This window comes from Pseudomonas sp. S3E17, from assembly GCF_024168685.1.
Lineage (GTDB): Bacteria > Pseudomonadota > Gammaproteobacteria > Pseudomonadales > Pseudomonadaceae > Aquipseudomonas > Aquipseudomonas marginalis.
The window spans coordinates 2,708,695-2,719,155 of sequence record NZ_JALJWE010000001.1; the positions used below are offsets into that span (position 1 = coordinate 2,708,695).

Genomic DNA, 10,461 nt, shown 5'->3' on the forward strand with positions numbered 1-10,461 from the left:
GTTTTAAGGCGGTAGATAGCATTTTTGGCAATCACCTATGCGTAAGGAGCACAAATGGACTTCAACGGCAGATCCGGTGACATGCTCGTGTTCGCCACCGTGGCGCAGGAAGGCAGCCTATCGGCTGCCGCGCGTGCATTAGGGCTCACACCCTCGGCGGTCAGTCGGATCATCGCGCGTACCGAACAGCGCCTTGGCACCCGGCTGCTGTTGCGCACCACCCGAGCGATCAGCTTCACTGCCGAGGGCGAGGCTTTCCTGCGCGGCGCCCGGCGTATCCTGGCCGATATGGCCGAGGTGGAAGGAGCCATCGCCGACCAGGGCGTACCCAGGGGCCGATTGCGGGTCAGTGCCGCCCTTGGCCACGGGCGGCTGGCCATCGTCCCCTTGGTGGCGGCATTCAGCGCCCGCCATCCGAACATCTTGGTCGACCTCACCCTCGGCGACGAAGTGGTCGATATTCTCGGCGGCCAGGCCGATGTGGCGGTACGTTTTGGCCATCTGCCGGACAGCCCGCTGACCGCGCGCAGGATCGGCGACACCGGCCAGGTAGTGGTGGCATCGCCCGAGTATCTGCAACGCCACGGCATCCCTCGCGAACCGGAAGACCTGCTACGGCATAACTGCCTGCGCTTCAACTTCCGGCGTGCCGAACCCAACTGGCCGTTCATCCGCGACGCAAGAGAGTTCTCCCTGAAGGTCTGCGGCAACATCGAATGCAGCAGTGGTGAAGCGCTGGCACAACTTGCGCGAGTAGGTGCGGGCATTGCGCGTATCGGCGAGTTCAGCGTGAGCGAGGATCTGCAGCGCGGTGACCTGATACCGCTGCTGGAAGCCTGGAACCCCGGCGACCGGGAACCGATTCATGCGGTGTTCGTAGGCGGCTCGGCAATGCCGGCGCGGGTGCGATTGTTCGTAGACTTCTTGCTGGAGCATCACCGGATGTAAGCGGTGGTGTCAGCTGATTGAACGGGCCATTGGAATGGATCAGTGAGAGATTAGGAATGCTGGTGTGCGAAATGACCTGGGCGGCCCGGGTCTCGTTGTTCGCCAGGTTCCACCGGGCGCCTCATGCGATAGCGCATAGAACGACGACAGTGACGGCTGATTATCCAGATCGATGAGCAGGGTACGGATCCCTGCATCGGCGCAGAACGCGCCCAGATTGACGCCAACCGTAGTTTTACCCGGCCCGCCTTTGGTTGAAACGACCGCAGTGACTTTCATGATATTGACCTCGAAATCGTAGGATTTGAGATGCATTCCTGCGGGTCAGGCTGTGCGCTTTGATCCCCCCCGGAAAAATCCAATCGTCCGAAAATCCGTTGGCAAGGCGAGCGGCGGCATCCGGCCAAAAGCGGACATAACGTGAACCATTCTGTGCCAGTAACGTTGGGACTGAGGTAACCGTCCGGCAAAGTCACCTACCAAATCGATTTGAGTTAAACCTACGGGTGACAAAAACTAAACCCAGTCACACCCCCAACTGGATATCAAACTCGCTCGCCAGACGCTTGCGGCCTTTGGCAGTGACTATCAATGCACGCGAATCCAGGGTATGTACGAGCCACTTGTCCCGCACCATATGGCCCAGCAACGCCGCGCCGAGGGTGCCACCTACATGGGCGCAGCGCTGGCTCCAGTCGAGACAGGGAAAGGCAAACCGGCGCCGCGCCTGGGTGTCGGAAGTGAGATTCATGCCCATTTGGGTCAGGTGCTCAATGCCCTTGGGGGTCAGTCCATAGTCGCCCTGTTCTTGGCACATCCACTCGCCCACCAGCAAGGCATCGTGCAACATGACACCCACCTCCCCGGCCAAATGGTCGTAGCAGGTGCGGGCATGGCGCAGATGGCAGGGCGTGGAGGGTTTGAACGCCGGCACCTCGAATGAGGTAATGGACAACAGCCCTTCCAATGCCTTGGCGACATCGGCACTTGCGAGTTGGAAGTACCGATGCTTCCCTTGGGAAACCAACGTCACCAGCCCTTGCTCCAGCAGTTTCTGAAAATGGCTGGACGCCGTGGAAGGACTCTTCTGCGCGACTACAGCCAACTCGGTGGCCGTACGGGCCCGGCCATCTAGCAAGCAGCACAACATGCGCGCCCTGGCAGGATCGGCAATCGCCGAGGCGACATTGGCCAGGCGCAATTCCGATTGCTCAACATCCATTGTTCGATGCTCCTCGAAGTGAAACCGTCATCGCAAGCATAACCTACGAGCCAACATGGAGGAGATGGCGATGAAGAACACCCGTTTTTTTGGAAAAACTGTACTGACGTGTACGTTCATCCTGGCAGTGGTCGGCTGGGGCATAGGTTTTTACGGGCCACCCATTTACATGCAGGCCGTCATGGAACGCACCGGTTGGCCGATCGCCCAGGTATCGGCGGCCGTCACCCTTCACTTTCTCAGCGGCACACTGGTCATTGCCAACCTGCCACGGATTTATGCCCGCTTCGGAGTGCCTGCCATTACGGTGCTGGGCAGCATCGTGCTGGGAGTCGGGGTGAATATCTGGGCTCAGGCCAACCAGCTGTGGGTGCTGTACGCCGGCGCAATCTGCTCGGGCATCGGCTGGGTCACGCTGGGTGCCACCGCCGTGAATACGTTGATCGCTCCTTGGTATGTCAAAGAGCGGCCCAGGGCTCTGGGCAAGGCATACAACGGTGCCAGTATGGGCGGGGTAATCTTCTCACCCTTATGGGTGTTTTTGATTGAGCGTTTTGGCTTTGGTGCGGCGGCGCTGGTGATCACTATCACCGCAATGGCGCTGATGGGCAGCTTCGCCTTTCTGGTCTTCAACAAAACCCCGCAAAGCGTGGGCCAGCATCCCGACAACGAAGCACTGCCGGACCCCATCGCAACCAGCGCCATCGTCGCGCCCTGGACTGCCGCGCAGACCCTCAAGTCGGCGAAGTTCCGTACCCTGGCCGCCGGGATGTCGCTGGGGCTGTTCGCGCAGATCGGTTTGATCGCACACCTGTATTCGATCCTGGTGGGACGCATGGGCGCCCATAACGCCTCATTCGCCATGGGCCTTGCCACCGCCAGCGCAATGGGCGGTCGTTACCTCGCCGTACGGCTGATGACCCAGGGCATCGACCGTCGTCAACTGGCTTGCCTGGGCTACGCCATCCAGATGCTCGGGACGCTTATGCTGCTTGGCCTGGACAGTCACCCGGCAGTGGCGTGGATGGCGGTGCTGCTGATCGGTTCAGGCATCGGAAATGCCACCTCCTTGCCACCGCTGATCGCACAGACCGAGTTCAGCCGCGAACAAACCGCCAAGGTAATCGCGTTAATGGTGGCGATCAGTCAAGCCACCTATGCTTTTGCTCCGGCGTCCTTCGGCCTCATACGCTCAAACTTTTCAGATCCGGGCGATGCAATCATCGCCCTTGTGACCGCCGCAGCGGCTGCACAAATACTGGCGATCCTGTCATTTTATCTCGGTTCTACCGCGCGCCCATTCGGTAAAATCGCCTATTGATGCCATCCTTCGGCCAGGTACTTACGCTGCCTGGTTGCCCCTATCCTGCCCTGGACTTAGGCTCTGTATGAAATCCTTTGAAATATCGATTCCGGTAAAATCAGCTGCCATAAACGCCAGGAGGCCACGATGGCAAAGCGGTATGAACTCCCTGATGCAGCCGCCGATATCTTCACTGAAACCCGCTGCAGCGGAAGCCCGCGAGCGGATGATCGCCTGATGCTCAACGGTGTCCTTTGGGTGCTTTGCTCGGGCGCAGACTGGCGTGACATGCCGGAGCGTTTCGGCCCTTGACTGAAGGAAAATCGCCGCATCATTACGCGCTTCGAAAGTAACCATCCAGCGAAGTCGCCTTCCCTATCCCGGCCAGTGCGGATGAACAACTGTCCGTCCAGGGTCTTTGCCCAGTTTTTCCGTCGTGCGCGACAGCGGCGGCGACTCGATGGGCAGTTTCTCCGTTGCGCCGCCAAAGAAGTTCTTCAGCCTCGGACAGAGAGCAACATAGGTATGGACGTTCTGTACCGATCACTCATTTCCTTTCAAAAGCGTCAATCCCTGTAAGTTGAGCGGATAGTGCCCAAAGGCGTTCGGCTTGTTCAGGGTCGGCGGCATAAGGCCGAACGCCGACAAAGGATGGTGGTTCGCTTACATCCAGCGAAGCGATCTCACAGTCCTCACAATATAAGCCTCCCATGCCATTCAACTGTGGCGCTGTTGCGGCCCAAACTTGGGTTGCCGCACCTTGCTGCGTCGTCTTGAAAGTCGGATCGGCAAGGTGGCCGTTGACGTCCAGCCAGCCAGCCGCAATCATTTCATCCTGCGCCAGATGACGCTGGAGCGGAGTGAGAATCTTGCCGGGGTGAAGGGAGAAAGCCCGGACACCCTCGTGTTGACCAAGCCGATCAAGGTGGACAGCAAACAATGCATTGGCCGTCTTCGACTGCCCATATGCCAACCACTTGTCGTAGCCCTGCGTAAATTGCACATCGTTCCAGCGGATACCCGATTGGTGATGCCCCGCCGATGACACTACTACCACCCTTGCTCGACCCTTGAGCGCAGGCCATAGCAAATTCACGAGGGCGTAGTGCCCCAGATGATTGGTGGCGAACTGTGCCTCCCAACCCGCCCCTACACGGGTTTCCGGGCAAGCCATGATTCCCGCGCTGCCGATCAGGATGTCGATGTGTCGGTCGCTTGCCAAGAAACGCAGTGCGAAGTCATGCACGCTGGCCAGGTCGGAAAGATCAAGTCGCTCGACTTCCACATTGGGGATTCCGTTAGTCTTTGCGCGAGCAGCTTCAACATCACGTGCTGCAACAACGACACGCGCGCCCGCATTGGCCAGTGCTCTTGTCGTCTCCAGGCCCAGGCCGGAATGCCCCCCGGTGACAATGGCGGTGGTGTTGGATAGATCGCACCCTTCAAGTACCTCTGCTGCGGTGGTTACCGCTCCGTAACCCGAGTGGATAGGAGCCTGTTTGCTGGTCATGGCGTGTCCTTGTGAATCTGACATGGAATAGGGGCAAAACCCATGGCCACCATTGTCTAGACTAGACTTGGGACTGTGAATGCAACAAAGTCCAATTATCTGTCGAGATCGTCCTGCACACCTTATGGATCCCCTTTCCGAAACCCTCTCTCTTCTAAATACTCATAGCTCCTTTTTTGCAGGTCTGAAGGCTGGTGGAGATTGGGCCATCGATTTTCCACCACCCGACGGCATCAAGTTCAATGCAATCGTTGAAGGGACTTGTTGGCTAATGGTGGAAGGCGTGGAGCAACCTATCCGATTGACGGCCGGAGACTGCTTTCTTTTGCCACGCAAGCGGGCGTTTTCACTCCGCAGCGACTTGTCATTTCCGGCCATCCACTCGGATGCGATTTATCGCCATGCCGTCAATGGCATCGCCAGTTGTGGGACAGCCGATGAGTTTTTCCTGATCGGGGGACGTTTTGACTTCGGTGAGGAGGCTCGCCTTCTATTTGACGGATTGCCTCCCGTCGCCGTCATCAAAAGTGGTTCGGATCAAGCTTGCGTGCTGAATTGGGCCTTGCAGCGTATTGCTCATGAACTTACCAATCCGGCTCTTGGTAACTCGATTGTGGTTCAGCATCTCGGCCACATCATGCTAGTGCAGGTTCTACGAATGTATTTGATCCAAGAAGGAAATACCGCACCGAGCTGGTTGCTTGCTATATCTGATCCACATATCGGGGCAACCATTCAAGCCATTCATGCCGATCCGGCGCGTTCTTGGTCAGTAGAGAACCTTGCCAAAATCGCGGGTGTTTCTCGCTCGACCTTCGCTTTGCGATTCAAGCAAAAATCTGGTGTCGCCCCTTTAGAGTACGTCTTGCGCTGGCGCATGCAATTAGCGACGAGATTGTTGAAAACAAACCGCACTACCATTTCGTCCATAGCACAAAAGCTGGGCTATGACTCCGACAGTGCTTTTAGCCACGCTTTCAAGCGCATTATGACGTGTTCACCTCGTGAATACAGAGAGAGAGTGGCCCCCATATCCCAGCAGGAGGGCTGATCTTCAGTAGGCTGACGAGGTACATATTTTGATAAGTCAGTCAGGCAAAAAAAGCCTGCATCGCTGCAGGCTTTTCCCTATCTGGCTCCACGACCTGGACTCGAACCAGGGATCCAATGATTAACAGTCATTTGCTAGCTGTTAGTCGCAACGGTGCCACGGAAGAACGTGGTGGAGAGATCGGGTTACTGCATAGCGTGAGCCGCATGAACGCAGCACGCCACGAAAGTTAGTCGGGTTGGATTGGGTTGTCAAAGCGTGGCAAAGCAATGACTTGTAGGAAAAGGAGGCGGCGGCAGTCAGCTAACGGGCCGTCTCCAATGCGTGTCTGACCGCGTCGACCTCTACATGGCGGACTTCAGACTAAGGTTAAAACGACAAACCAGATAATAGAGTCGTGCCCCCTTTCTCTGTCTGAGAGTTCCCTTATTTTCTCACCTAAGTAGCCAGCTCTCTCGCCAACAAACTCCGACGCATGAGAACCAGCCATATTACTGATGGCCTCAGCTGAAACTTAAACATAGATCTTTAGTTGGTTAGCTATCGATCACCCACTTTTATACCCCAGAGCGCCACGCACAAAATTATCCAGCAGCAAATAAATGGCATCCTCTCCTCTGCCCATAATCCAGTCAGCAAAATATCAGGCATCTGAGGCAATCAGGAATCAACGCCAACAACTTGCATCATCCAGTCATCCCTAAGCCCAACCAAAATATTCATAACATTCGAATACGTTAAAAAAGGTATAGATAATGATATGTTAGATGCCCCACAAACTATGTCCAAAGGAACAAAAAAATCCAAGTCACCTGAGTGACTAGCATTTGAGAATAACTCCACACTTAGGTGACTTCGGATACTAAAAATATCACCATAAAAAACCTTACACATCAACTCCCCACCCCAAAAAGCAAAACCATCCAGATATATATCTAACCGCCCTTCTTCAAGATTGGTAGAAAATATGACTTGGCCATCTTCAGCCTCCGTATAAAAATGGCCTCGACCTAAAGCCTGTATGCTTTTCATTCTTTTCTCAAGAGTTCGACGAATTTTCATTTTCCAATACCCTTTAAAAACTCCTTCAAGCCATCTTTTGTCGCTGGAAAGCTGAAGGAAAAGTTCTGATTGACATTATTAATGCTACCAGTCCCGAGCATAGAGCCTTCCGGTGATGCATAGCGCCCTCTCAACGTAATTGTTTTTGCGCCTTGAGACTGAGCGTAAGAAAGCATTTTCTTCAACGGCCCAACCAACTCAGCTGCGCCATCGGCGCCAACCCCGATAAATCCCTTAGACGTTCCAACTGCAAATTCATCAAATATTATTTCACTATTATTCAGAGTGACTTTTGGCGAGTAAATCGTTCCTACACCATTCGCTGCATCAAAAGATGCTTTTCCTAAGTCCTTGGGTATTCCTTTCGCACCAGCCTTGCCCGCACCAAACGGGACAGCTGAACGTCTGAACAGGCTACCATCCCCCCACCGCCCAAACGACGCCCAGGCGCCGCTTGGGAACCCAACTTCACCGGGCCAGGGTTTCAGAAGCCGCAGTACGAGGGGACATCGACTGGCACCTTGACCTTCCAGATTGATGCGCGAATGTACAAGGGCCTGCGCAGAAATTGAAACGATAGCCAGGCCAAGCGCCTTGAAGACAAGCTTCCCGAGATCCTCGACAACCTGGTCACTGCGGCAGCCTCTGCCAAGGTGGTTCGCGAAGAAGACGAGGCCCGTCGGCAAAAATGGGCGGAAGAAGACCGTGAACGTACCCAGACAGCACAGGAAGACGAGATCAAGCGCCGGCTTCGCCAAAGCCTGGTGACCCACACCGAACAGTGGGAGCGGGCCGAGCGGTTGCGACGTTTTATCAACGCTGTGGAACTGCGGCAAGAAGCGATGCCGAGCCCTGATCAAGCCAAGGCGTGGCTTGCCTGGGCTCGCGAGCAGGCAAATCGTTTGGATCCTCTTCAGCAGGAGCTGGGCGAGGTCACCGAGCTTGCGGTTGAGCTGGAGAGTTGGTTCAGCGAGTCAAGCTTTGGGCGTAAGGAAAAGGATTGGTGGGGGTGAAGCACCATTCGAAGACATCTACCCCCAAGCCCTCCACCGTAGCAAAGCGAAGCCAAAAGCCATCCACCCACATACAAGCACTACTTTCAAGCGGTGCTTACCCAGCTAGGAGCAGCCGACCTCTCATATAAGAAAACATCGTTCACATCACACTCCGGGTACACCCATTTACTCCAGTTATCAATCAGCCACCTTGTCGAAATCCCGTGACCAGGAGCACGACTTTCGATAGGGAGCTGAATGAGCATCAACCCTGACTTATTACCAGACGCAACGACCAAAGAGTGCCCAAATTTCTCATCCGGGAGATCAACAACCATGAAGTCCACAACACTTTCATACGGCCAACTTGCTGGCAGTCTAAATATATAGCCGCGCGAAATCAGCTCACCTGCATACTCAACTAGCTTAACACATGCCATTACTTTACCCTCAGATCATGAGCACCAGAAGAGTCTTTTGAGTTATCTACAGGACTAAGATCGAAGTTAACCTCTTCCATATGACATTCGCCATCTTGTGGCCCCCGCGCCCCGCGCAGCAGGTCTCTTAACCGGTCGTGCAAGCGAACCAGACTCATCGTCGCCACTCTCAGCCTCGGTTGCTGATGCCAGCTCATCCCATAACCCAGATAGTCGCAGACCCAAGGCCGTGCTACGCGGCTCTTTTCCCGGTTCAGCGTCAGTTTCAGGCGCTGATTCAGGAAACGCTCAACACCGGCCATCACCCGCGTGCCAGCTCGATGACTGCGCACATAGATGTTCGCGTCGTCGGCATAACGCACGAAGCGATGGCCTCGCCGTTCCAGTTCGCGGTCGAGTTCGTTGAGCAGGATGTTCGACAGCAACGGCGAGAGCGGACCGCCTTGCGGCGCCCCTTCCTACCGTCGGCTGACGAGTCCGCCCGACATCGTTCCCGCTTCGATGTAACGACGGATCAGCGTGAGCACACGCTTTTCTTCGATTTGACGCGCCACGTAGGCCATCAGGACATCGTGGTTGACCCTATCAAAGAACTTCTCGAGATCAAGTTCCACGCACCAGCGGTGACCCGCTGCCACGTGGCCGCGAGCGGTTTCGATGGCTTGGTGAGCGCTTCTACCCGGACGAAAGCCGTAGCTGTAGTCCGAGAACAGAGGATCGAAGATTGGCGTGAGCTGTTGCAGGAGTGCCTGTTGGATCAAGCGATCCACGACGCTGGGAATAGAATACCCAGTTGCCGTGTTCCGCCTTTGGGTTTGGGGATGTCAACGGCGCGTACACCCTGCGGGTGATACTCGCCAGCCAGCAACCTCACCTTGAGGGTCGGCCAATACTGTTTCACGTAGCCCGCCAAGTCGTCGACCGTCATGCCATCGGCACCCGGTGCGCCTTTGTTGCTGACCACACGTTGATACGCACACCTAAGGTTGGCCTGTGCAAGCACCTGCTCCATCAGCGTGTCCGGCTCCACGTTCGTCCACGTCAGAGACGCCGCCGATACCTGTGCGCTGTCAGCCATCATTCTCGGATACTGTCCGGGACCCGGAGTAACAGTCTTCTCTTGGAGAAATTTCTGCATTTCGGTATTCAACGAGACTTTGACGCCTACTGGCGGCATAACTTGTTCGGCCCTTGGTGACGGGGTTATTCGCCACTTACTACGGCCTCGGCTGACTTCTGCACGTTCATCCCGTCGCCTCTCGACGCTCGGTAGCACTGTGGCAAACGTGCAGATCTCCCAGGGTAATTCGCGCGACCTTCCTGCTTATGCCTGTCGGATCTACGTCGCAGCGTCCCGTGCAAGTATTGGGCTTTAGGGAAACACGCCCCTTTACCCCGCTGCGCCGCCTCTATCCGCTTGCTGTTCGTCAGGCCAGCATTTTGCCTCGGGCTTCCTTCAGATTCGCGGTCACCCGCGCCCCCCTTGCCTCTGGCTAACACTTCCCCTTGCCGGGTGTGTAGAGGACTTTCACCTCCAAGTCACCAGCGAGGCCACCACAGCCAAGCTGGTTGCGCTTGCGCGCAACGCGCCATGCCTGGCGCACGTGCAAAAACACCGGCGCTAGGCCGGCGTCAGATCACATCTAGGCCTCTACAATTAACAAGAGACATTCAAACCGCAAGCAGAGATAAAATCACGTATCGGTATATCAAGAAAGCTACTCTCTCCAGCGGAAAGAACATCTTGCAATGTGACGATGCCTTTTTCAAAGTCCAAAGAAACGTCAAAGCAATTAAACTCGAACTCCCTGAGCAGAACGCTCTTTGAGCAAATCCGCTCATCAAAGGCATCTTTCAAAATAGAGCGAACGCTGTCGTCCAACTCTTGGGCGATAAATCGTTCTATTAGTGTGCCGCCACTGTTCATAAC

General features: G+C 55.6%; 9 protein-coding genes and 3 pseudogenes. 4 read left to right on the forward strand and 8 right to left on the reverse strand.

Annotation, left to right across the window (positions count from 1 at the left end; all coding sequences use genetic code 11):
• Positions 1 to 54 precede the first annotated feature (54 nt).
• Positions 55 to 948, forward strand: coding sequence for a LysR family transcriptional regulator (locus J3D60_RS11965; protein WP_065940469.1), 894 nt, complete (start codon positions 55 to 57; stop codon positions 946 to 948).
• Between the two features lie 10 nt (positions 949 to 958).
• On the opposite strand, the pseudogene J3D60_RS11970 reads toward J3D60_RS11965, so the two are convergent.
• Both J3D60_RS11970 and J3D60_RS11975 read right to left on the reverse strand, forming a co-directional pair.
• Positions 959 to 1,227: pseudogene (locus J3D60_RS11970) on the reverse strand (ParA family protein); the annotation flags it as partial.
• A gap of 247 nt (positions 1,228 to 1,474) precedes the next feature.
• Entirely contained in the window at positions 1,475 to 2,170 is a 696-nt protein-coding gene (locus J3D60_RS11975) for a helix-turn-helix transcriptional regulator (RefSeq protein ID WP_065940470.1), read from the reverse strand.
• 70 nt (positions 2,171 to 2,240) lie between these two features.
• Here J3D60_RS11975 and J3D60_RS11980 point away from each other — a divergent pair, with 70 nt between their 5' ends.
• Together J3D60_RS11980 and J3D60_RS11985 are read left to right on the forward strand one after the other, a co-directional pair.
• Complete coding sequence (locus tag J3D60_RS11980; RefSeq protein ID WP_253491567.1) at positions 2,241 to 3,491, forward strand: MFS transporter; 1,251 nt, start codon at positions 2,241 to 2,243, stop codon at positions 3,489 to 3,491.
• A 129-nt stretch (positions 3,492 to 3,620) separates the two neighbouring features.
• A pseudogene (locus tag J3D60_RS11985) lies at positions 3,621 to 3,782 on the forward strand (transposase); the annotation flags it as partial.
• Between the two features lie 238 nt (positions 3,783 to 4,020).
• On the opposite strand, the gene J3D60_RS11990 reads toward J3D60_RS11985, so the two are convergent.
• Positions 4,021 to 4,983 (reverse strand): SDR family NAD(P)-dependent oxidoreductase, encoded by a 963-nt coding sequence (locus J3D60_RS11990; protein ID WP_253491569.1) that lies wholly within the window; start codon positions 4,981 to 4,983, stop codon positions 4,021 to 4,023.
• 79 nt (positions 4,984 to 5,062) lie between these two features.
• Here J3D60_RS11990 and J3D60_RS11995 point away from each other — a divergent pair, with 79 nt between their 5' ends.
• Complete coding sequence (locus tag J3D60_RS11995) at positions 5,063 to 6,034, forward strand: AraC family transcriptional regulator (protein WP_253491571.1); 972 nt, start codon at positions 5,063 to 5,065, stop codon at positions 6,032 to 6,034.
• Between the two features lie 660 nt (positions 6,035 to 6,694).
• Here the strand turns inward: J3D60_RS11995 and J3D60_RS12000 are convergent.
• The 5 genes and pseudogenes from J3D60_RS12000 to J3D60_RS12015 form a co-directional block, all read right to left on the reverse strand.
• Entirely contained in the window at positions 6,695 to 7,096 is a 402-nt protein-coding gene (locus J3D60_RS12000; RefSeq protein WP_253491573.1) for a hypothetical protein, read from the reverse strand.
• Entirely contained in the window at positions 7,093 to 7,932 is an 840-nt protein-coding gene (locus J3D60_RS12005) for a hypothetical protein (RefSeq protein WP_253491575.1), read from the reverse strand. The genes J3D60_RS12000 and J3D60_RS12005 overlap by 4 nt, the downstream gene beginning before the upstream one ends.
• 263 nt (positions 7,933 to 8,195) lie before the next feature.
• Complete coding sequence (gene imm45 / locus J3D60_RS31365; protein WP_081744377.1) at positions 8,196 to 8,531, reverse strand: Imm45 family immunity protein; 336 nt, start codon at positions 8,529 to 8,531, stop codon at positions 8,196 to 8,198.
• Between the two features lie 101 nt (positions 8,532 to 8,632).
• Positions 8,633 to 9,708: pseudogene (ltrA, locus tag J3D60_RS12010) on the reverse strand (group II intron reverse transcriptase/maturase); the annotation flags it as partial.
• Positions 9,709 to 10,188: 480 nt separating this feature from the next.
• On the reverse strand, positions 10,189 to 10,458 hold the full coding sequence (locus J3D60_RS12015) for a hypothetical protein (RefSeq protein ID WP_253491577.1): 270 nt from the start codon (positions 10,456 to 10,458) through the stop codon (positions 10,189 to 10,191).
• Positions 10,459 to 10,461 lie beyond the last annotated feature (3 nt).